Origin of the sequence: Pseudovibrio exalbescens, from assembly GCF_028737195.1 — a bacterium.
Lineage (GTDB): Bacteria > Pseudomonadota > Alphaproteobacteria > Rhizobiales > Stappiaceae > Pseudovibrio > Pseudovibrio zosterae.
Map to the genome: position 1 here is coordinate 196,724 of NZ_JAQZAJ010000003.1, position 21,073 is coordinate 217,796.

Sequence of the window (21,073 nt, forward strand, 5' to 3'; positions counted from 1 at the left end):
TTTTGGGGTGAGCAGTCTAGTCCCGGCGCACCAGTCGGCCGGACGGCCGCTCCCGCAAGTGCCGAAAGGCCGCGGGGGAGGAAAGTCCGGGCTCCATGGAGAAACGGTGCCGGATAACGTCCGGCGAGGGCGACCTCAGGGAAAGTGCCACAGAAAGCAAACCGCCTTCACATGTGGGGGTAAGGGTGAAAGGGTGGGGTAAGAGCCCACCGCGCGTCTGGCAACAGAGGCGGCATGGTAAACCCCACCGGGAGCAAAACCGAATAGGGGCGGCGCGGAGGCCTTGGCTTCCAGTCTTTCTCCAGACCTGATCGCCCGGGTTGGTTGCTTGAGGCGTCCAGTAATGGGCGTCCCAGATGAATGGCCGTCACGTGCGGGCTTGCCCGTGCCATACAAAACCCGGCTTACAGGCCGACTGGTATTCCTTTTTGCATCGCGCTGTTACTTCCTTGACATCTGCATGAACTAGCAAGCACGTAATTATACGCGTTTAAGCTGAGTCATAGGAGTGGGGAATGGGTGGCTATCTTCCCATCGTCGGAGCGGCGATGAGTATTGCGGAATTTGATGAGCATCGGGAATGGATGCTGGAAAAGCAGCGCCCGCTGGAGCTGCAGGATTTCGTGCCCGGTGATGTGCTGAATGGCAACTGGGAGCATCTTGCGGATGAAGTGCTGGCCAAGCTTGAGGGCTTTGACGGTCCCTTAGGAATTCACGGGCCGTTCTGGAATCTCGACATTTCAGCCGCTGACCCGGACATTCGCAAGGTGGTGCAAAAGCGTCTCGACCAAGGGCTTGAAGTGTGCCGCAAGATCAAGGCCACTCACATGGTGGTGCATAGCCCCTACACGAACTGGGACCATCACAACCTGGATCAGTACGATCAAGGCCATGCTTTCAAGCTAGAGTGCATTCACGAGAACCTGCGCGCGGCTGTCGCCAAGGCCGAAGACATCGGATGCACCTTGATGATTGAAAACATCGAGGATGTGGATCCGAATGTGCGCGTTGATCTGGTCAAGTCTTTCAACAGTGACGCTGTTGCCGTGTCGCTGGATACGGGCCACGCCTACTATGCGCATGGTTCTACCGGTGCGCCGCCGGTTGACTACTACGTGAAGGCTGCGGGGGCGCTGCTCAAGCATGTTCACCTGCAAGATGCGGACGGGTATGCCGACCGTCACTGGGCCATGGGCGAGGGCACGTTGAAGTGGGAGCCGCTGTTCCGAGCTTTCCAGAAATACACCAATCATCCGCGGTTGATCATCGAGTTGGCCAACAACAAGGAGCTGCCCAAAGCGGCGCAGTATCTGCTTGATCAGAGACTCGCTCAGTAGTCGTCTGGTCACGCATTCCCAAAGTTCCCCAAAAGGGGCAGGAAAAGGTCGCTGAAAGTTCAGCGGCCTTTTTTATTGGGGACCCTCGGGAAAATGCCCCACACAGCTAAATGACAGTGTTTCCGGCAGGTCTTGGAAGGTGCTTTCTCATTCAATTTTAAGGATTTTTAAGGTTATTCCGCGTTAACCATAGGAGTTGACCGTGGACCATTTTGTGCGGGTTTCGGTGGCGTGAGAACCCAGTTCGTGCGTTGACGTCCCGTGCTGTCCCATGCTATCCCAAAGTGTCCCGGAAATGACCAGATTGTGGCTTCTGGTCCCGGACCGAGAAGGTGGCTCGGATGGCAGGTGGCTGATCCACGGTTTTTGAAGAGTTAAGCGGCAATTGATCGGGTGGAATTCCCGGTCCTGAGGCAAGGGGAAAAATGTCAGGGTTCGTCTCGCACTTCACCAATCGGGTGGATGCCAAGGGTCGTGTATCGATCCCTGCACCCTTCCGTGCGGCCTTGGCGAAGGACGGCTTTGAAGGTCTTTATTGCTTCCCATCTCCGTTCCAGAGCGCTGTAGACGCGGGCGGAAACGGTCTGGTTGCCGAAATTCAGAAGAAACTTGAGGGCTTTTCCACCTTGTCGTTGGAATATGATGCGCTGTCGACCGCGCTTTACGGTGCCAGTGAAACGTTGAAAGTGGACCGGGATGGCCGATTTGTGCTGTCCGACATGGTGCGCCATCACGCTGGCATTGAGGATGAAGTGACCTTTGTGGGTCAGGGCTTCAAGTTCCAGATCTGGGAGCCCTCGAAATTCCGCAAGCATCGCGAAGAGGCAATGAAGCGGGCGCTGGCGGTATTGGCAGGCGGCGGTGGTTCCGCTGCCTCACTGGAAGGGGCGGTATGATGGCGGGTCGCGACGAAAACGAAGAAGTCGCTGGCGGACTGACCCGTCACATCCCCGTCCTTCTGGATCGGGTCATGGAAGCCATGCAGCCGCAGCCGGGTGAAGTCATCATTGATGGCACCTTTGGCGCGGGCGGGTATTCCCGCCGTTTTCTTGAGGCGGGGGCGACTGTTATTGGCGTGGACCGGGACCCGGATGCCATTGCTGGTGCAGCGCCGTTGCAGCAGCTTTTTCCCGATACGTTGAAAATGGTTCATGGCCAGTTTGTTGACCTGGATGAACACGCGCACGGCCTTGGCTATGACAAGGTGGACGGCGTGGTGATGGACCTTGGTGTTTCTTCCATGCAGCTGGACCAGGCCGAACGGGGGTTTTCCTTCCGTAATGACGGCCCGCTGGACATGCGTATGGAACAGGATGGCCCGAGCGCTGCAGACGTGGTGAACACGCTGGAGCACAAGGACCTGACCCGGATTATCGGCCTTTTGGGCGAAGAAAAACGCGCGTCTTCCGTTTCTCATGCCATTTGTCGGGCGCGGGACGAGAAGCCATTCGAGACCACGCTTGAACTTGCCAAGGTGGTGGAGAAGGTGGTGGGCCGGAACCCGAAGAAGCCGGGCATTCATCCGGCGACGCGGACGTTTCAGGCTCTGCGCATTTATGTAAATGGCGAGCTGCATCAGGCAGCTGGCGCGCTTGCATCTGCGGAACGCATTCTCAAACCGGGCGGACGCCTGGTGGTGGTGACGTTCCATAGCCTTGAAGACCGCATTGTGAAGCGTTTTCTGCAGGACCGTACCAAGGTGCGTGGTGGTGGTTCCCGCCACATGCCGGAAATGGACGTTCCGCCAGCGACATTCGAATTCATCGTCAAGGGCAATCAAGACGCGAGCGCCGACGAGGTGGCGGCAAACCCTCGTGCGCGCTCAGCGCGCTTGCGGGCCGGTCGTCGATTGGATGCGCCGGCTCGCGAGCTTGATATTCATGAGGCCGGTGTGCCGCGCCTTGCTGCATTTAGAGGACTAGGGGGCTGATACGATGTTGAAGATCGTTAATCTGTTGTTTCTGATCCTCGTGGTTATCGGGGCAGCAGCTGTTTACGACATGAAAATGTCGACCGAACACCTGACGGAAAAGGTGGCAGAGCTGCAGCGACAGATCGAGAAGGAAAAAGAAGATATTCGCTGGTACAAGGCCCAATGGAGTGCCCTGAACCAGCCGTCTCGTCTTCAGGGCGTGGTAGACCGCTACAACGCCTATCTGGAGCTGGAACCGCTGGGCGCGAGCCAGATTACCACCGTTGAGGCGCTGCCGGTCAAGCCGGTCCAGCTGCAGCCTGTTTCCGGCGATCCGATGGGTGGCTACGCCAGTCGCCTTCCTGCAGTACAGTAGGGGGTGAATGGTGGCCGGGCACTCCAACTCTTTCCTGAAAGCACCTGCCAAGCCGCGCACGGGGGGCGTTGCCTCGACCGTGCGTGAGCCTGCGCGTTCGCGCGTTTACATCGCAATGGTGGCCTTCTTCTGCGTTTTTGCTGCCATTGGCGGGCGTCTTGTAACGCTGGCCATGCAGCAAGCCGAGCAGGGGTCATCTTACATTGCGGCGGAAAAGCCGAGTGCGGCACGCCCGGACATACTGGACCGCAACGGTGAAATTCTGGCAACGGACATCAAGAGCGCATCTCTTTACGCGGAACCGCGCAAGATCCCGGATCCCGATGAGGTGTTTGAAGGGCTGATCTCGGTTTTGCCAGAGCTGAACACGCCGCGCATTGCACAGCGGCTGCGCGGTGACGCTGCCTTCATCTGGCTCAAGCGCGAAATCACCAACGAACAACGTGACCGTATTCATAGCCTCGGCCTTCCCGGTGTCGGTTTCCGTGAAGAGACGCTTCGCTTCTATCCGGGCGGCAACACCGTAAGCCACGTTCTGGGAACGGTGAACGTGGATGGCCGCGGCATATCCGGCATCGAGAAGTACATAGATCAGGCCTGGTTGAACGATCTGCGTGAACTGGGCTTTACCAGCGAAGAAGGGCTGGAGCCGGTTCGGCTGTCAATTGACCTGCGGGCGCAATATGCGGTGCGCGATGAGTTGAAGCGCGCCATGGAGCACCACAAGGCCAAGGCTGCCATCGGTATCGTGCTGCAGGCTGACACCGGTGAGGTGGTTGCCATGTCGTCTCTGCCGGACTTTGACCCCAATGATCGCAGTGAAGCCCTTCGTCCAGACCGGTTGAACCGGGCCACGGCAGGGGTGTTTGAGATGGGCTCCGTGTTCAAGGGCATCACGGTGGCAATGGCCCTGGAAAGCGGTAAAGTATCCATCGACGACAGCTTTGATGCACGCAAGCCGATCCGCGCCGGTGGGCGAACCATCAACGACTTCCATGGCAAGCGCCGCATTCTGTCTGTGCCGGAAGTGTTCATCTATTCATCAAACATCGGCACAGCCAAGATGATGCTGGAGGCCGGCATTGATGAGCAGAAGCAGTTCCTCAAGAAATTGGGTCTGACCGAGCGTCCCGGTGGAGAGCTGCCGGAAAGAGCCATGCCTCTTATGCCGCCTCGCTGGAATGAACTGGCTGCCATGACAATCTCTTATGGTCACGGCATCTCGGTGACCCCGCTTCAGACTGCTGTGGCGATGGCCACAATGGTGAACGGCGGCAAGCTGATTGAGCCGACCTTCCTGCCGCGGACGGAGGAAGAGGCAGCCAAGGTGGCACAACAGACCATCTCGCCGCAGACCAGTGATGCCGTGCGCTATCTGAACCGCCTCAACGTGTTGCAGGGCTCTGGTCGCCGCGCGGCGGTTCCCGGTTATGATGTAGGCGGCAAGACCGGCACGGCGCAAAAAGTAGTGAACGGCAAATATGTTGAAGGCCTCTACCTGAACTCGTTCTTGGCGGCGTTTCCGATGTCGGACCCGAAATATGTGGTTCTGATGATGCTGGATGAGCCGCAGAAGGTTGATGGTCAGCCTTATGCAACCGCAGGCTGGAACATTGTGCCAACCACAGGCGCAGTGATCCGCCGTATCGCGCCGATGCTTGGGGTGAAGCCTAATTTCGCCGGAGATGATGAAACCATCCCGGTAAAATACTAGGATCTTTTGGAAAAACGCGTGGTCGGCAGCCTGTTAAAACCGCCTACGCCATATTGACGACTCATAGTCCGGTGATATCGACGTCATGTTGCTCGAAAACTTAACATATACAGCCGAATTGCCCGAAAATGCAGGCGCACTTGACGTCCAAGGTCTCACTGCGGACAGCCGCGGAATTGGGCCGGGCTTCCTGTTTGCCGCCCTTTCCGGTGCCAAGACCGATGGTCTGTCATTTGCCGCGCAAGCTGCTGAAAAAGGCGCGATTGCGATCCTTGTCGATGCTGACCGGGTTGAGGAGGCGCGAAAGCTCGTGCCTGCTGAGGTTGCCGTGCTTGGCGCGCCTGACGCGCGGCACGAGCTGGCGCTTATGGCTGCGGCGTTTTCTGGTGCTCAGCCAGACACCATGGTTGCGGTGACGGGCACCAGCGGCAAGACATCCGTTTCCGAGTTCGTTCGTCAGATTTTTGCGTTCGCGGGCAACAAGTCTGCAAGCCTCGGTACGCTGGGCGTGGTTACCTCTGACGGACAGAGCTATGGCGGGTTGACCACACCGGACCCGGTTAAACTGCATGAGGGCCTTGCCCAGCTTGCCAAGGATGGCGTGACCCATGCGGCCATGGAGGCGTCCAGTCATGGTCTGGACCAGCACCGTCTTGATGGCGTGTGGTTGGTCTCTGCTGGTTTTACCAATCTGGGCCGCGACCACATGGATTACCACCCAACGGTGGAGGACTACCTGCACGCCAAGCTGCGGCTGTTCCGCGAAGTGCTGCCGGACGGCGCTGCCGTGGTGGTGGACCCTGAGGCGCCATTCGGTGACCGGGTTGTGGCCGTTGCAGAAGAACGCGGCCTGCCACTGTTTACCGTCGGTGCCAATGGTGAGGGCCTGAAGCTGGTTTCCGACAAGCCTGAGGGCTTCGGGCAGCTTCTGGAGCTGCAGTGCGACGGCGAGACCTATTCTGTCATGCTGCCGCTTGCCGGTGAGTTTCAGGTTTCCAACGCGCTGGTCGCTGCAGGTCTTGCCATAACGGCGGGGGTAGAGCCACGCGTTGCCATTGAGGCACTGGCGACCTTGAAGGGTGCGCCGGGCCGTATCGAGCATGTTGGCACGAAGGCCAATGGCGGTTTGGTTTTCGTAGACTATGCCCACAAGCCGGATGCGTTGGAGAACGTGCTGGCGGCGCTGCGCCCCTTCACCAAGGGCCGGTTGATCAGCGTGTTTGGATGCGGTGGCGATCGCGATAAAGGAAAGCGGCCTTTGATGGGCGAGATTTCCGGTCGTCTGGCGGACATCTCCATCGTTACCGATGACAACCCGCGGACCGAAGACCCGCAACAAATCCGAAACGAAATACTGGATGCCTGCCCAACCGCGCTCGAAATCGGTGATCGTGCTGAAGCCATCCGTCGCGGTATCGAGTTGTTGGGCGAGGGAGACATTCTCTGCGTGGCTGGCAAAGGCCATGAGACGGGCCAGATTGTTGGGGCTGATGTCCTGCCGTTTTCTGACCATGACGCCATTCGTGATGCACTTGCAGAACTGGACGCCGTTGAGGGTGACGTTGAAAGTGTGCCGGACGCGTTTGAAGAACTCGATCTGGCCGATCTGGTGAGCAAGTCGCTGGAAGACGATGCCTCGGAGAAGGATGAACCGTCCTCAGAGGTTTCTGGTGCTGAAGCTGAAATTGCTGCCGATGCTGCCTCTGAAGAACCAGCGTCAACGCCTGCTTCCGAGGAAGCAGATGAGTTGTTCGAGGCCGAGGCTGAAGAGGTAAGTCCCCCACAGCCCGCAGAAAGCGAAGAGCGAAGCGCTCCTGCGCCTGCCGAAGTTGCAGCACCTGTAGAAGAAACGGCTCATGCGGAAAAGGTTGCTCTGGCACAGTCTGCACCTGAAGCGGAAACGCCAGTTGTTGAAACGCGTGCCGAGGAACAGCCGAAGATTGAAGAGGCTGTTGTGGTGGCGGCGGTTTCTGAAGCGGTGAAGGAAACAGTCGAGGCCGAGCCAGCAACTGCGGAAGAAGACGAAGAGCCTCTTGATCCGAACGCGCCACTGTGGACCCGCGAAGACTTTGCGAATGCCATGAAAGGCGATGTGCGCGGCTCCCTGCCCGAAGCCATTAACGGCATTTCAATTGATACCCGCAGCCTTGAAGCGGGAGATGCCTTCTTTGCGCTGAAGGGCCCGAATTTTGACGGCCACCAGTTTGTCAGCGCAGCGTTGGAAGCCGGTGCTGCTGTTGCTGTTGTTGAACGTGCGCAGCTTTCAGACCTGCCGGAAGATGGCCGGTATGTGGTGGTTGAGGATGTGCTTGAGGCCCTGCAAGACTTGGGTATCGCCGCACGTGCCCGCACCAGAGCGCGCATCATTGCGGTAACCGGGTCCGTTGGCAAGACCAGCACCAAGGAAGCGCTCAAGCTGGCGCTCTCCCGGTCTGGCCGGGCCCATGCTTCTGCGGCGTCCTACAACAACCATTGGGGTGTGCCGCTGACACTGGCGCGCATGCACGCAGCCACCGAATTCGGCGTATTCGAGATCGGTATGAACCACGCTGGTGAGATTACGCCGCTGGTGAAGATGGTCCGCCCACATGTGGTTATGATTACCACTGTTGAAGCCGTGCATCTTGAGTTCTTTGAGAGCGTTGAGGGCATTGCTCGCGCCAAGGCCGAGATTTTTGACGGCCTTGAACCCGGCGGTACGGCCATTCTGAACCGTGATAACCGCCAGTATGACCTGTTGCGCTACCTGGCCAGCATTGCGGGCGTGAAGAACATCGTGACCTTTGGCCAGCGCAAAGGCGCTCAGGCTGTTGCTGAGAAGGTTGTGCCACGTGCCGACTGCACGACGCTGACAGCCAACATTCTTGGCAACTCCATCACCTACAAAGTGGGATCTCCGGGCGCTCATCACATCAACAACTCACTCGGTGTTCTGGCAGGGGTAGCTTGCCTTGGTGCCGATCTGGCGCTTGCGGGACTGGCGCTTGGCGAAATGCGGCCGCCGAAAGGTCGGGGCGAGCAGACCGTTCTCAACGTGGGCGGCAAGTTCGCCTACCTGATTGACGAGAGCTACAATGCCAACCCGGCCAGTATGAAAGCGGCGCTTGATTTGCTTGGCGGACTGCCGATCGAGGGACGGGGAAGGCGCATCGCTGTTGTGGGCGACATGCTTGAACTTGGCCCGGATTCTGAAAAGTTCCACGCACAGATTGCAGGCGAGGTCGAACGCGCTGGGGTTGATCTGGTTTATTGTGTGGGCAGCGAGATGAAGTCCCTTTGGGACACCTTGCCGACAGATAAACGAGTTGCTTATTCAAAAGATTCAAGAGGCATGGTGGACCGGGTTCTCTCCGATATCTCGCCGTGCGACATCATCATGATCAAAGGCTCGCTGGGTACGCGTATGGGGCTGATCGTTGATGCTGTGAAATCACGATATGCTGAGCCAGCGGAAGGCTGAGGACAATAAATGCTGTATTTTCTAGGGGAGCTGGCTGACCAGTTCTCCGCTTTCAACGTATTCCGGTATATCACCTTCAGAACGGGCGGCGCCATCATGACCGCCCTTCTGTTTGTCTTCCTGTTTGGCCCCAAGATCATTTCGGCGCTGCGTGTGCGTCAGGGCAAGGGCCAGCCAATCCGCGAAGACGGGCCGCAAAGCCACCTTCTGACGAAGAAGGGAACACCAACCATGGGCGGCCTGATGATCATGTCTGGCATGATCGTGGCGACGCTGCTCTGGGCGAACCTGGCCAACCCTTACACCTGGATCGTGCTGGGTGTGACGGTGGGCTTTGGTCTGATCGGCTTTTACGACGACTATCAGAAAGTCAGCCAGTCTTCTCACAAGGGGTTCAGTGGCAAGGCGCGTCTTGGTCTTGAGTTCCTGATTGCAGGTCTTGCAGCCTTTGCCGTGACACTGCTGGATACGCAGCCGTTTTCGACCTCCATTGGCTTCCCATTCTTCAAGGAGCTGACCATCAATCTGGGGATCTTCTTCATTCCTTTTGCAGCCTTTGTGATTGTGGGCGCAGGGAATGCCGTGAACCTGACAGATGGCCTTGATGGTCTGGCGATCGTGCCAGTGATGATCGCTGCCGCATCCTTTGCACTGATTGCCTATCTGACCGGTAACGCCGTGTTCTCAAACTACCTTCAGATCCACCATGTTGCCGGTACCGGTGAGCTTGCCGTGTTGTGTGGGGCTGTGATCGGAGCAGGGCTGGGGTTCTTGTGGTTCAACGCACCGCCTGCCGCGATCTTCATGGGGGATACCGGTTCTCTGGCTCTTGGCGGTATGCTGGGCGCTATTGCGGTTGCGGCAAAGCACGAGATCGTGCTGGCCATCATTGGCGGCTTGTTCGTTCTTGAAGCCGTCTCCGTCATCGTGCAGGTGGCCTCATTCAAGCTGACCGGCAAGCGTGTGTTCCGCATGGCGCCGATCCATCACCACTTTGAACACCTTGGTTGGACCGAGTCTCAGGTTGTAATCCGCTTCTGGATCATTGCCGTGGTTCTGGCCCTGATCGGGCTTGCAACCCTCAAGCTGCGCTAAGGAGCTGGCTCATGATCCCAATCACCACCCTTCGCGGACGACATGTTGCTCTTTTCGGTCTTGGCGGCTCTGGTATGACCACCGCCAAGGCGCTGATGGCGGGCGGTGTGCGCGTGGACGCATGGGATGACAACGAGAGCCGTGTTGAGGCCGCGCTGGACGATGGCATTGACTGTCTTGACCTTCGTGATGCGGATTTTGAACGGTATGCGGCGCTTGTTTTGGCGCCGGGCGTGCCGTTGACGCATCCTGAGCCGCATTGGACGGTCAAAATGGCAGAAGCCGCAGGCGTTGAAGTGATTGGGGACGTTGAGCTGTTCATGCGAGAACGCGAGGCCGTCTGTCCGGAAGCAGCCTTCGTTGCGATCACGGGAACCAACGGCAAGTCAACGACAACGGCGCTGACAGCGCACATCCTAAAACAGGGCGGAATGGACGTGCAAATGGGCGGCAACATCGGCCGTCCTATTCTGGATCTAGATCCGCTGACTGAAGACCGCGTTTATGTGATCGAGTGTTCCAGCTATCAGATCGATCTGGCACCAAGCCTTGCGCCAGATGTGGGTGTGATGCTGAACCTCTCGCCTGACCACCTTGACCGCCATGGATCGATCGAGAATTACGCCTCGATCAAGGAGCGGCTGGTCCGCGCCAGTCGTCTTGCTGTTGTGGGTGTTGATGATGACACCAGCAGCGCGATGGCAGATCGGTTGGAGGCGGCTGAGGTGCAGGTAGAGCGTATCTCCTGCAAGGGCGCTATCTCCAAGGGCGATGGCATCTTTGCTGATGGCCCGCAGCTTTTTGAAAGCTTTGATGGGGAACAGACGGAGCTTCTAAGCATTCAAGGCCACATGAGCCTTCGGGGTGCTCACAACGCTCAGAACACCGCTGCTGCTTCTGCTGTTGCTCTTGCTCTGGGGCTGTCACCTGAAGAACTGGCGGAAGGCATCGCTTCTTTCCCTGGCCTGGAGCACCGGCTACAGCCGGTGGCGACCGCAGGCCATGTTGTTTTTGTCAATGACAGCAAGGGGACGAACGCAGAAGCCACCGCTCATGCACTGGCCAGTTTTGACCGGATTTACTGGATAGCCGGGGGACGAGCGAAGACTGGCGGCATCACTTCGCTGGAAAGTTACTTTCCTCGGATTGCAAAAGCCTATTTGATCGGCGAAGCTAGTCAGGACTTTGCACAGACACTTTCGGGCAAGGCCCAAGTGGAAGAATGCGGTGACCTTGAAACCGCCGTTGCTGCAGCAGCAAAGGATGCAGCGACCAGTGATGCTGATGAGTGTGTAGTTCTTCTCTCACCAGCCTGTGCGTCTTTTGATCAGTTCCCGAGTTTTGAAGTGCGTGGACAGCGTTTTGCTGAACTGGCCGCCGTTGCGGCTGCCAACCTGACCGAGCCGGGGGGACACTGATGGTATCAAGAACCGATCGAAGCCCGTTTGCTGAATGGCTTTGGACAATCGACCGTTACCTGCTCGCTGGCATCCTCATTCTGATGGGTGCAGGCGTTGTACTGTCTTTTGCTGCAAGCCCCCCAGTAGCTGAACGTATCGGTCTTGATCCATACCACTTCGTGACCCGTCAGGCGATTTTCCTGGCTCCAAGCGTCATGCTGCTGCTCGCCGTATCAGCCCTGAACCAGCGCATGGTTCGCCGTGTGGCTCTTCTGGTGCTTGCAGGTTCGATTGTGCTGCTCATTGCAACGCTTTTCACCGGCACGGAAATCAAGGGCGCGCGGCGCTGGGTAAGCCTCTTTGGGTTCTCCATTCAGCCCGCCGAATTCGTAAAGCCGTCACTGGTGATCGTGATGGCGTTCCTGTTGTCGGAAGCACGAAAGCGGCCGGAAATTCCCGGTGGGCTGTTCTCCTTGATGCTTTATGCCATCGTTGTCGCTCTGCTTGTCGCCCAACCTGACTTTGGCCAGACCATGCTGATTACCATGGTGCTGTTTGCGCTGTTCTTCCTCAACGGCCTGTCGTGGTTTGCGATCTTGCCGCTGGGTGCCGTTGGTGTGGGCGGCATGGTGGCCGGTTATGTGTACCTGCCTCACGTGCGCGGGCGCGTTGAGCGCTTCCTCAATCCCGATTCCGGCGACACGTTCCAGATCGACAGAGCCATTGACTCCTTCCTTGCGGGGGGCTGGTTCGGGCGCGGCGTGGGTGAGGGCACCGTGAAACGCATTCTGCCTGATAGTCACACGGACTTCATCTTTGCTGTTGTGGCCGAGGAATATGGCGTGCTGCTTTGCCTGTTTCTTGTTTGCGTGTTTGCCTTTGTGGTGTTGCGCGGCCTTTCGGTTGCTTCCAAGGATCAAGATCCTTTTGGCCGCCTCGCAACATCGGGGCTTATCGTCCTGTTTGGTCTGCAAAGCTGTATCAACATGGCGGTTAACCTTAACCTGATGCCTGCAAAAGGCATGACCCTTCCATTTATTTCCTATGGCGGTTCCTCGCTTGTGGCGCTGGCACTGTCCATGGGTTTCGTTCTTGCTTTGACACGTCGCAGACTTCGCCCAACCCGGACGCCGGGTGTGACCGTGACGCGGGTTCCCGCTTCGTCGCTGGTCTAGGGCTTCAAGGGTCTGCTGGAGTACACTATGAAACCAACGATCATGCTCACAGCCGGAGGCACAGGCGGGCATCTGTTTCCAGCGCAAGCGCTGGCAGGTGAGTTGACCCGTCGTGGCTATCGGGTTGAGCTGATGACCGATGAGCGGGCTGACAAGTACGGCAGTGCCTTTCCTGCAGATGAAGTTCATCTGATTGAAAGCGACACGCTGCGTGGCCGCAATCCAATCAAGCTGTTCAAGACCGCCCTGAAATTGGGGCTTGGTACCTTGCAGGCGCGCAAGATCATCAAACGGAAGAACCCGCTGGCCATGGTCGGCTTTGGTGGCTACCCAACGTTTCCGCCGATGTTTGCCGCCAGTTTGGCTGGGGTTCCGACCATCTTGCATGAGGCGAATGCGGTGATGGGGCGTGCCAACCGCCTGCTGGCCAAACGGGCCACCAAGGTTGCCACAAGTCTGCCGATGAAAGCCCTGCCACAGGAGTTGGCAGGCAAGGCTGTCATGACCGGCAACCCGCTGCGCGATAACGTGATCGCGGTCACGGGTGTGCCCTACATGGCACCGGAAGCTGGTGGTCCGTTCCACCTTCTTGTGTTTGGTGGCAGTCAGGGCGCTCGGTTTTTCTCCCAAGTCTTGCCAGAGGCGCTGAGGCTTTTGGGTCCTGATGAGCGCGCGCGTTTTGCCATTGTACAGCAATGCCGCGCTGAGGACTTGGCAAGCGTTGAAGAGGCTTATCGTTCCTTGGGCATTGCTGCCCAGCTTGAGACGTTCTTTCAGGATCTGCCGCAGCGCATGGCGGATGCACATCTGGTGGTTTCGCGCTCCGGTGCTAGCACGTTGTGTGAGCTGGCTGCGATTGGACGCCCGTCCATCCTTGTTCCTTATCCGGGTGCGCTGGATAACGATCAGGGTAACAACGCAAAGCTGCTGGAAGTCGCCGGTGCGGCGTGGCCAGTGCGCCAGTCTGAACTCAGCGCGGAGCGTCTTGCGCAGATGCTGCGTGATCTAATGGCACATCCCGAGAAGCTGCAGGCAGCTGCCGAAGCTGCCAAGAGCGAAGGCCGTCCTGATGCGGTGCAGCGCCTTGCAGATCTCGTTGAACAGGTTTCCAGAGGGGCAGAAGCTCCCGTAGGTGAAGAGGTGACATCATGAAGATGCCCGTCGATATCGGTCCGGTCCACTTTGTAGGCATTGGCGGCATTGGGATGAGCGGCATTGCAGAAGTGCTCCATACGCTGGGCTACACCGTGCAGGGCTCAGACATGTCCGAAAATGCTAACGTGCAGCGCTTGCGCGAAAAGGGCATTGCAGTTCATGTGGGTCATTCCGCCGAGAACCTGGATGGGGCGGAAGTGCTGGTGATCTCGTCGGCGATCAAGAAAGACAACGTGGAACTGGTTGCAGCGCGTGAGCGCTCCCTGCCTGTTGTGCGCCGCGCGGAAATGCTGGCTGAGCTTATGCGTTTCAAGCAGGCGGTCGCCATTGGCGGCACGCACGGCAAGACGACGACCACCTCCATGGTGGCTGCGCTGCTGGATGCCGGTGGTAAAGACCCGACCGTGATCAACGGCGGCATCATCAATGCCTATGGCACCAATGCGCGTATGGGCGAAGGTGACTGGATGGTGGTGGAAGCGGATGAGTCCGACGGCACCTTCATCAAGCTGCCTGCCGATATCGCGGTTGTGACCAACATTGATCCAGAGCATCTGGACCACTATGGCGACTTTGACGGCGTCCGCGCTGCCTTCCGCCAGTTCGTGGAGAACGTACCCTTCTATGGCTTTGCAGTGATGTGTCTGGACCATCCAGAAGTTCAGGCGCTGGTTGGCCAGATTGAAGACCGCAAGATCATCACCTACGGCACCACCCCTCAGGCAGACGTGCGGTTCAAGGATGTGCGTATGCAAGGCGGCAAGTCCATCTTCACTGTGGTGATTGATGACCGCCGTGGGGGCGAGCCGCAGGAGCTGGTCGATCTGGTGCTGCCAATGCCGGGCTTGCACAACGTGTCCAACGCGACAGCCGCGATTGCGCTTGCCATGCAGCTTGGCATCACCGGCGATGAAGTGCGCACCGGCCTTGCTTCGTTTGGCGGGGTAAAGCGACGCTTCACACACACCGGTTCCTGGAACGGCGTTGAGATCTTTGACGATTATGGTCATCACCCGGTCGAGATCAAGGCCGTGCTGCATGCAGCGCGCGAGTCGACTGACGGCAAGGTGGTCGCTGTTATGCAGCCGCACCGCTACTCCCGTCTTGAAAGTCTGTTCGATGACTTCTGCGCCTGCTTCAACGACGCCGATACCGTGATCATTGCGCCGGTGTTTGCTGCAGGAGAACAGCCAATTGAAGGGTTCGATCAGGCAAGTTTGGTGTCTGGCCTTAAAGCGGGCGGGCATCGTTCCGTCTACGCATTGGAAGGGCCGGAGAAACTCGCCGAGGTGGTTGCTCAAGTCGCAGAGGACGGAGACTACGTGCTGTGTCTTGGTGCAGGCAACATCACTCAATGGGCTTACAAGCTACCGGAAGAACTGAAAGCACTCGGGACAGGTGAGGGGGACGCGTGATGGAAAGCGAAATTCTCTCCCGTATGGGTGATGCCGTGGAAGAGATCCGCGGCCGCATGGTGCCCAACCAGCCGCTCTCTGCGGTGACATGGTTTCGGGTTGGCGGGCCTGCGGAACTTCTGTTCCAGCCTGCCGATGAGCTGGACCTGTCCGTGTTCATGAAAGCGTTGCCGGACGATGTGCCGGTAACCGTCATTGGTCTTGGCTCCAACCTTCTGGTGCGGGATGGCGGCTTGAAGGGTGTTGTCATTCGCCTCCCGATGAAGAGCTTTGGCCAAGTGGAGTATCTTGGCAATCATCAGTTCAAGGTGGGTGCCAGTGTACCGGACAAGAAACTGGCGGAAGAAGCGGCCAAGACCGGCACCGGTGGGTTTGCGTTCTATACAGGTATTCCGGGCGGCGTGGGCGGAGCTCTGCGCATGAATGCAGGCGCGCATGGCGTTGAGACAAATGAACGAGTCGTTAACGTTAACGCAGTACAAAGAGATGGTGAGATCCTAACGCTGACCAACGAGGACATGGGGTATGCCTACCGTCATTCCTCTGCAGCAACGGACCTGATCTTCACCAGTGCCGTCATGCAGGGCGTTGCGCAACCGGAAGCGGAAATCCGCAAGGAAATGGCGGATGTTGTCGAGCACCGTGAGAAGGCGCAGCCCATTCGTGAGAAGACTGGTGGTTCCACGTTCAAGAACCCGCCAAACCACAGCGCGTGGCGCGTGGTGGATGATGCAGGCTGCCGAGGCCTGCAGATTGGCGGCGCACAAATGTCGCAATTGCATTGCAACTTCATGTTGAATGTAGGCGAAGCCACTGCTCATGACCTTGAACTGCTTGGGGAAACAGTTCGGGCGAAAGCACTTGAGAAGACCGGTATTCGCCTTGAATGGGAAATCAAACGACTGGGGGATTTCATCGAGGGGCAGGAAATCGCGCCGTTTTTGGGCAACGACTAACGGACAGGCGCAATAGACAAAGCAAGGACGCAAGAAACAGATGTCGAAGCATGTTGCCGTATTGATGGGTGGATGGGCCTCAGAGCGCCCTGTTTCCTTGAACTCGGGCGCCGAGTGCGCGGATGCCCTGGAAGCTGCAGGATACAAGGTGAGCCGTGTGGACGTTCAGCGCGATATTGTTGAAGTCCTGAAGGCGCTGAAGCCGGACGTTGCCTTCAATGCATTGCACGGCCCCTTCGGTGAAGATGGCTGCATTCAGGGTGTTCTGGAGCTGCTTGAGATCCCGTATACCCATTCTGGCGTCATGTCTTCTGCTCTTGCCATGAACAAGGTGAAGGCCAAGGCCGTGATGAAGGCTGCCGGCATTCCCGTTGCCGAGCACAAGGTGATCCACCGCCGTGAAGCGGCAAAGGCGCATGCCTTGACCCCGCCTTATGTGATCAAGCCCATTAACGAGGGTTCTAGCTTCGGCGTTCTCATTGTTAAGGAAGATCAGGAGCACCCGCCGCAGGAGTTGACGCGTGATGACTGGCCATATCCGGATGTGATCATGGCCGAACGATTTGTTTCGGGACGGGAAATCACCTGCGCGGTGATGGGAGATGTGGCTCTGGGCGTATTGGAAATTGTGCCAATGGGGCACACTTTTTATGATTATGATGCAAAATACGTCCCTGGTGGTTCACAACACATACTTCCCGCAAAAATTTTACCTCCTGTTTACCAAGAAATACAAAAACTGAGTTTGAAAGCGCATCAGGCGCTCGGGTGTCGAGGTGTATCCAGAGCGGATTTCCGTCTGGACGATGGACCGGACGGAACCGGAGAGCTGGTGTGCCTGGAAGTTAACACTCAACCGGGCATGACGCCGACGTCGCTGGTTCCAGAAATCGCAGCCCATGCGGGCCATGATTTCAAAGAGTTGGTTAGTTGGATCGTGGAGGACGCAAGTTGCAGCAGATAACTGCAAAAATTAATGCATGGCGCAGGCCGTTTGCGAACGGGGGCTTCGGCTCGCCGCGTCGTGGCGTGTCGCGTCTGCACCAACGGCCCGCTTGGAGCGTCGTTGGGTTTTTTGCTGTTATGCCTCGCTGGGCGCCCACCGCATGCGCGATGGGTTTTCTGGCGGCCTCTGCCACCTACGGCATCGTTCTGGGGGGGCACGGTCAGTCAGTTGCTGAAAACGTTACTTCTGCAACTGGTTTTGCCATTGAAACCATTGAGATGGATGGTCTGCAGCGGGTGGCTGAATTCCAGATTCTGGAAGCGCTTGAGCTGCGGGAACATCCATCGCTGATGATGTTTGATGCGGATGGTGCCCGCGAGCGGATCGACGAGATCGCGTGGGTGGAAAATGCGAGTATTCAGAAGCTCTATCCGGGCACGCTGAAAGTCACCATTGAAGAGCAGGTGCCTTACGCCCTGTGGCAGCGTGGTGATGTGATTTCAGTGATTACCGAAGCGGGCGATGTGATCACCGATGAAGTGGATGGCCGCTATGCCAACCTGTTGCGCGTTGTAAACCATGGGGCACAGCGCCGCGCCGGTGAGATCAAGAAGGAACTGGACCGGATCCCGGAACTGCGCGCCCGGGTGCGTGCTGCGAGCCTCATCTCCGAGCGCCGCTGGGATCTGAACCTTGAAAATGGGATTGTTGTTCGTCTGCCGGAAGTTGGCATTGCCGAAGCACTTGACGATCTGGTTCGTCTTGATGCCGAAGGCGGCATTCTGAGCAGAGATATCGTAGCCGTAGACATGCGGCTGGAAGATAGGGTGGTAGTTCGCTTGTCCGATGAAGCAGCGTTGCGGCGTAAGACCGCGATCAAGGCGCGTCCGCGCCGCGGTGTAGGGGGAGCAGACACATGAGCACCAGCAAAAAGGTGATCTATCTCCCTCGTAAACGGCCTTTGCCATCCCGGCGTGCGGCTGTTGTTTCTGTTTTGGATGTTGGGTCTTCCAAGATCTGCTGCCTGATTGCAAAGCTGACGCCGAACGAAGACGGCGAGCTGCTGCCGGGCCGCACCCACAGCATTGAGCTGCTGGGCTACGGGCATCAGCGTTCCCGTGGCATCAAGTCCGGCGTTGTTGTGGATCTGGATCAGGCCGAACAGGCCATTCGCAAGGCGGTGGATTCCGCAGAGCGCATGGCTGGGGTGATGGTTGAATCTCTGCTGGCAACCGTGACCTGCGGCCGCCTGCAGAGCGAGATCTTCTCGGCCAGTGTTCCGCTTTCCTCCGAGAGCGTGAGCGAGTCCGACATTCAGCGTGTTCTGACCGCAGGTTCAACGCATACAGCAACGGATGGCCGTGCAGTGATGCACGCCTTGCCGATTTCCTACGGCCTTGATGGCAACCGCGGCATCCGTGACCCGCGCGGCATGATGGGCCGCAAGCTGGGTGTGGACATGCAGGTTGTCACGGCTGAAGTACCGCCGGTGCGAAACCTGGAGCTTTGCATTAACCGGGGCCACCTGCACGTGGAGAACTTGGTTGCGACGCCTTACGCGTCCGGCCTGTCGACCCTGGTGGGTGATGAAACTGAATTGGGTGTTGCTTGCATCGACATGGGCGGCGGCACCACAACCATCTCCATCTTCGTGGATGGTCAAATGGTGCATCTGGATGCGATTGCGGTAGGCGGCAACCATGTGACCATGGATATTGCCCGCGCTCTGTCCACCCGGATGCAGGACGCAGAACGGATTAAGACGCTACACGGTTCTGCGCTGCCAAGTGCAGTGGATGACCGTGATTTCATCAGCGTGCCGCCAGTGGATCAGGAAGGGGACCTTCCAACACAGATTCCACGGGCCATGTTGACACGTGTGATCCGTCCACGCGTCGAAGAAATTCTTGAGCTTATTCAGGAGCGCCTTGTTGCGTCCGGCTTTGCTGGCCGCGTTGGCAAGCGCGTTGTCCTGACCGGCGGTGCCAGCCAGTTGACTGGCCTGTCTGAAACAGCTCGCCGAATTCTGGGTCGCAATGTGCGGCTCGGTCGCCCGCTTGGCATCGCGAACATGCCAGACGTGGCTAAAGGTCCAGCGTTCAGCGCGGCATGCGGACTGCTTGTCTATCCGCAGGTTGCGCAGATCGAACAATTCGAACCGCGAGCGCAACGCGGTAAGTGGCTTGGTACGGGCAACTACTTCGCCCGTGTCGGGCAATGGATACGAGAAAGTTTTTGATCCCCTGAGGATCAGTCAACAGTTTCGCCTGATTGGCGGACGCACGAGAGGAAGAGCGATATGCCCGCGGGGCAGCGGACATATCTTTAGGGTCGCGAGGAACTTATGACTATCAACCTGCAAATGCCTGATATTCAGGAATTGAAGCCACGGATTACAGTTTTCGGTGTTGGTGGTGGCGGCGGAAACGCTGTCAACAACATGGTCACCAGCGGTCTTCAGGGCTGTGACTTTGTTGTTGCCAACACGGATGCTCAGGCCCTTGCACTGTGCAAGGCTGAACGTGTGATCCAGATGGGTGTTGCCGTAACCGAAGGTCTGGGCGCTGGTTCCCAGCCGGAAGTTGGCTGTGCCGCAGCAGAAGAAGTGATCGACGAAATCAACGATCATCTCTCCGGCTCTCACATGGTGTTCATCACTGCCGGTATGGGCGGTGGCACCGGTACTGGCGCTGCGCCAGTGATCGCGCGCGCTGCTCGCGAACAGGGCATCCTGACCGTTGGTGTTGTGACCAAGCCGTTCCAGTTCGAAGGCGCGCGCCGTATGCGCATTGCCGACTCTGGTATTGAAGAGCTGCAGCGCAACGTTGATACGCTCATCGTTATTCCGAACCAGAATCTCTTCCGCATTGCGAACGCACAGACTACCTTTGCTGATGCTTTTGCCATGGCCGACCAGGTTCTTTACTCCGGCGTGGCCAATGTCACCGACCTGATGGTGAAGGAAGGTCTCATCAACCTCGACTTTGCTGATGTTCGCTCCATCATGCGCGGCATGGGCAAGGCAATGATGGGTACCGGTGAAGCTTCTGGCGACAACCGCGCCATTCAGGCTGCTGAAGCTGCGATTGCAAACCCGCTTCTGGATGAAACATCCATGAAGGGCGCACGCGGCCTGCTTATCTCCATCAACGGTGGCAACGATCTTACCCTGTTTGAAGTTGATGAAGCTGCAACCCGTATCCGCGAAGAAGTGGATCCAGACGCAAACATCATCCTCGGCGCTACCTTCGACGAGGAGCTGGAAGGCCGCATTCGCGTTTCTGTTGTTGCTACCGGCATCGACCAGGACGCGCGTGACGATGTTTCTCCTGCCGAAGTGCGCATGGCTGAGCTGACCGAGCGTCTTCAGTCCGTAAGCTCTTCAAACGAGAACTCCGCACCAAAGGCATACGCGGCACCTGTTGCTCCTGCACAGGCGGCAGCACCACGTCCTCAGCACGTTGAAAAGCCAGCACCAGTTGCTGCTTCCAGCGATCCTGAGGTCGAAATTGCACCTTACCAGCCGAGCGCTTACGATCATTCTGCTGCAATCGAGCAGGTTGAAGAAGAAGCTCCGGCACCTGTTGTTGACACAACGCCAGCACCAGCACCTTACATTCCGCCAGCAGCTGAGCAGGTACAGCCAACTGCACGTATGCCACGTGTAGAAGACTTCCCGCCAATCGCTCAGCGTGAAATTCGCGCACGTGCTCCTCAGCAGCCTGCAGCACCACAGCAAGCAGCGCCTGCACCAGCCCCTGCAGCACCAGCGGCTCAGGATCATGCCGAGCAGCACATGCATGAAGATGAGGAGCGTCGCCCAATGGGCCTGCTTCGTCGTCTTGCTGGCGGTCTGGGCCGTCGTGAAGACGAAGGCTATCATGAGCCAGCTATGGAAGAAGGTCACGTACCTGCCGCGCCTCAGGAAGCGCCAATGGCACCAGCACCTGCACGCGCACCAGCATCTCACGGTGCTGCTGGTCACCTCGATCAGGCCGGCCGTTCTGCCCCGCAGAATCGTCCGTCCGTAGACGACGATCAGCTTGAAATCCCAGCATTTTTGCGCCGCCAGGCGAACTAATGTGAACAACTCGCGCCTCTCGGCAGCAACTCAGATTTTTCTGGGTTGCTG

Annotated in this window: 16 protein-coding genes and 1 other RNA gene; all 17 read left to right on the plus strand. The window is 57.9% G+C overall.

The features are described 5' to 3' along the window. The first annotated feature begins 30 nt into the window (after window positions 1-30). The 17 genes from rnpB to ftsZ all read left to right on the plus strand — a co-directional run bounded on the left by rnpB (window position 31) and on the right by ftsZ (window position 21,022). Window positions 31-423: RNase P RNA component class A (gene rnpB, locus PUV47_RS10305), an RNA gene on the plus strand. A gap of 92 nt (window positions 424-515) precedes the next feature. Further along, entirely contained in the window at window positions 516-1,337 is an 822-nt protein-coding gene (locus PUV47_RS10310; protein WP_274218475.1) for a sugar phosphate isomerase/epimerase family protein, read from the plus strand. A gap of 425 nt (window positions 1,338-1,762) precedes the next feature. After that, window positions 1,763-2,233: a division/cell wall cluster transcriptional repressor MraZ gene (locus tag PUV47_RS10315; protein WP_274218476.1), complete on the plus strand. Its 471-nt coding sequence runs from the start codon at window positions 1,763-1,765 to the stop codon at window positions 2,231-2,233. Continuing rightward, window positions 2,230-3,267 (plus strand): 16S rRNA (cytosine(1402)-N(4))-methyltransferase RsmH, encoded by a 1,038-nt coding sequence (gene rsmH, locus PUV47_RS10320; RefSeq protein ID WP_274218477.1) that lies wholly within the window; start codon window positions 2,230-2,232, stop codon window positions 3,265-3,267. The genes PUV47_RS10315 and rsmH overlap by 4 nt, the downstream gene beginning before the upstream one ends. 4 nt (window positions 3,268-3,271) lie before the next feature. Continuing rightward, the gene (gene ftsL, locus PUV47_RS10325; RefSeq protein WP_274218478.1) at window positions 3,272-3,625 is read left to right on the plus strand and encodes a cell division protein FtsL; all 354 of its coding nucleotides are present in this window, start codon (window positions 3,272-3,274) and stop codon (window positions 3,623-3,625) included. Between the two features lie 7 nt (window positions 3,626-3,632). Continuing rightward, complete coding sequence (locus PUV47_RS10330; protein ID WP_274218479.1) at window positions 3,633-5,339, plus strand: peptidoglycan D,D-transpeptidase FtsI family protein; 1,707 nt, start codon at window positions 3,633-3,635, stop codon at window positions 5,337-5,339. Window positions 5,340-5,424: 85 nt separating this feature from the next. Next, entirely contained in the window at window positions 5,425-8,799 is a 3,375-nt protein-coding gene (locus PUV47_RS10335) for a UDP-N-acetylmuramoylalanyl-D-glutamyl-2,6-diaminopimelate--D-alanyl-D-alanine ligase (RefSeq protein WP_274218480.1), read from the plus strand. A 9-nt stretch (window positions 8,800-8,808) separates the two neighbouring features. After that, on the plus strand, window positions 8,809-9,894 hold the full coding sequence (gene mraY / locus PUV47_RS10340; RefSeq protein ID WP_274218481.1) for a phospho-N-acetylmuramoyl-pentapeptide-transferase: 1,086 nt from the start codon (window positions 8,809-8,811) through the stop codon (window positions 9,892-9,894). Between the two features lie 11 nt (window positions 9,895-9,905). Next, complete coding sequence (murD, locus tag PUV47_RS10345; protein WP_274218482.1) at window positions 9,906-11,312, plus strand: UDP-N-acetylmuramoyl-L-alanine--D-glutamate ligase; 1,407 nt, start codon at window positions 9,906-9,908, stop codon at window positions 11,310-11,312. After that, a complete protein-coding gene (gene ftsW, locus PUV47_RS10350) occupies window positions 11,312-12,469 on the plus strand; it encodes a putative lipid II flippase FtsW (RefSeq protein ID WP_274218483.1) in 1,158 nt (385 codons plus the stop codon). The genes murD and ftsW overlap by 1 nt, the downstream gene beginning before the upstream one ends. 27 nt (window positions 12,470-12,496) lie before the next feature. After that, a complete protein-coding gene (gene murG / locus PUV47_RS10355; RefSeq protein ID WP_274218484.1) occupies window positions 12,497-13,621 on the plus strand; it encodes an undecaprenyldiphospho-muramoylpentapeptide beta-N-acetylglucosaminyltransferase in 1,125 nt (374 codons plus the stop codon). After that, complete coding sequence (gene murC / locus PUV47_RS10360) at window positions 13,618-15,039, plus strand: UDP-N-acetylmuramate--L-alanine ligase (protein WP_274218485.1); 1,422 nt, start codon at window positions 13,618-13,620, stop codon at window positions 15,037-15,039. Before murG ends, murC begins: the two co-directional genes overlap by 4 nt. Beyond that, window positions 15,039-15,995, plus strand: a complete 957-nt coding sequence (gene murB / locus PUV47_RS10365) for a UDP-N-acetylmuramate dehydrogenase (RefSeq protein ID WP_425313752.1) — start codon at window positions 15,039-15,041, stop codon at window positions 15,993-15,995. The genes murC and murB overlap by 1 nt, the downstream gene beginning before the upstream one ends. Before the next feature lie 40 nt (window positions 15,996-16,035). After that, a complete protein-coding gene (locus PUV47_RS10370; RefSeq protein WP_274218487.1) occupies window positions 16,036-16,959 on the plus strand; it encodes a D-alanine--D-alanine ligase in 924 nt (307 codons plus the stop codon). A gap of 119 nt (window positions 16,960-17,078) precedes the next feature. Beyond that, the gene (locus PUV47_RS10375) at window positions 17,079-17,861 is read left to right on the plus strand and encodes a cell division protein FtsQ/DivIB (RefSeq protein WP_274218488.1); all 783 of its coding nucleotides are present in this window, start codon (window positions 17,079-17,081) and stop codon (window positions 17,859-17,861) included. Next, a complete protein-coding gene (gene ftsA, locus PUV47_RS10380; protein ID WP_274218489.1) occupies window positions 17,858-19,180 on the plus strand; it encodes a cell division protein FtsA in 1,323 nt (440 codons plus the stop codon). The genes PUV47_RS10375 and ftsA overlap by 4 nt, the downstream gene beginning before the upstream one ends. Before the next feature lie 105 nt (window positions 19,181-19,285). Continuing rightward, window positions 19,286-21,022, plus strand: a complete 1,737-nt coding sequence (gene ftsZ, locus PUV47_RS10385; RefSeq protein ID WP_274218490.1) for a cell division protein FtsZ — start codon at window positions 19,286-19,288, stop codon at window positions 21,020-21,022. Window positions 21,023-21,073 lie beyond the last annotated feature (51 nt).

What these genes read in the sequence shown, in the direction of transcription:
- PUV47_RS10310 (WP_274218475.1), top strand. Translation starts at nt 516, where the DNA reads ATGGGTGGCTATCTTCCCATCGTCGGAGCGGCGATGAGTATTGCGGAA.
- PUV47_RS10315 (WP_274218476.1), top strand. Translation starts at nt 1,763, where the DNA reads ATGTCAGGGTTCGTCTCGCACTTCACCAATCGGGTGGATGCCAAGGGT.
- rsmH (WP_274218477.1), top strand. Translation starts at nt 2,230, where the DNA reads ATGATGGCGGGTCGCGACGAAAACGAAGAAGTCGCTGGCGGACTGACC.
- ftsL (WP_274218478.1), top strand. Translation starts at nt 3,272, where the DNA reads ATGTTGAAGATCGTTAATCTGTTGTTTCTGATCCTCGTGGTTATCGGG.
- PUV47_RS10330 (WP_274218479.1), top strand. Translation starts at nt 3,633, where the DNA reads ATGGTGGCCGGGCACTCCAACTCTTTCCTGAAAGCACCTGCCAAGCCG.
- PUV47_RS10335 (WP_274218480.1), top strand. Translation starts at nt 5,425, where the DNA reads ATGTTGCTCGAAAACTTAACATATACAGCCGAATTGCCCGAAAATGCA.
- mraY (WP_274218481.1), top strand. Translation starts at nt 8,809, where the DNA reads ATGCTGTATTTTCTAGGGGAGCTGGCTGACCAGTTCTCCGCTTTCAAC.
- murD (WP_274218482.1), top strand. Translation starts at nt 9,906, where the DNA reads ATGATCCCAATCACCACCCTTCGCGGACGACATGTTGCTCTTTTCGGT.
- ftsW (WP_274218483.1), top strand. Translation starts at nt 11,312, where the DNA reads ATGGTATCAAGAACCGATCGAAGCCCGTTTGCTGAATGGCTTTGGACA.
- murG (WP_274218484.1), top strand. Translation starts at nt 12,497, where the DNA reads ATGAAACCAACGATCATGCTCACAGCCGGAGGCACAGGCGGGCATCTG.
- murC (WP_274218485.1), top strand. Translation starts at nt 13,618, where the DNA reads ATGAAGATGCCCGTCGATATCGGTCCGGTCCACTTTGTAGGCATTGGC.
- murB (WP_425313752.1), top strand. Translation starts at nt 15,039, where the DNA reads ATGGAAAGCGAAATTCTCTCCCGTATGGGTGATGCCGTGGAAGAGATC.
- PUV47_RS10370 (WP_274218487.1), top strand. Translation starts at nt 16,036, where the DNA reads ATGTCGAAGCATGTTGCCGTATTGATGGGTGGATGGGCCTCAGAGCGC.
- PUV47_RS10375 (WP_274218488.1), top strand. Translation starts at nt 17,079, where the DNA reads ATGCCTCGCTGGGCGCCCACCGCATGCGCGATGGGTTTTCTGGCGGCC.
- ftsA (WP_274218489.1), top strand. Translation starts at nt 17,858, where the DNA reads ATGAGCACCAGCAAAAAGGTGATCTATCTCCCTCGTAAACGGCCTTTG.
- ftsZ (WP_274218490.1), top strand. Translation starts at nt 19,286, where the DNA reads ATGACTATCAACCTGCAAATGCCTGATATTCAGGAATTGAAGCCACGG.